Here is a 418-nt window from a genome sequence, read left to right on the forward strand (position 1 = left end):
CTCGATGTTGAACTCGAGGTACATGCCGGCGGCCTCCGGGCCGAAGTCGTCCAGGAGGTTGGCCGCGAGCGCCTGCTGGATGCGCTGCAGCCAGGGGCCGAGCGTGTCCGTGTAGAGGCTCTTGTGCTGCTCCTTCAGGCTGGCGAACGTGGCCGTCTCCATCAGCCCGATCATGGGCGGGGGGATGTGGTAGGCCGCGGCGACTTCCTGGCGGGTCAGCTTGCGCGACTCGATGTACTGCAGGTCCTTGGCGGACTGCTGGGCGGCGGTGAACTTCATGCCGTCCTCGAGGATCGGCGTGCCGCCGACGTCTGCGCCGGAGCCGGTGTACTGGGCGCGCCAGGCCGCCTTGAAGCGGGCGTGCGTGGCCGCGGACCATGGCGGGGCGCCGGCGGGGCGCTCGAGGTAGCCGGAGGCG

1 protein-coding gene is annotated in these 418 nt (G+C 70.8%); it reads right to left on the reverse strand.

The window, feature by feature from the left end:
• Window positions 1-418 (reverse strand): phage portal protein (locus J1M41_RS11365; protein ID WP_206451775.1); only part of this gene is annotated, 418 nt, incomplete at both ends.

Source organism: Micrococcus sp. KRD096 (genome assembly GCF_017168495.1).
Taxonomy (GTDB): Bacteria; Actinomycetota; Actinomycetes; order Actinomycetales; family Micrococcaceae; genus Micrococcus; species Micrococcus luteus.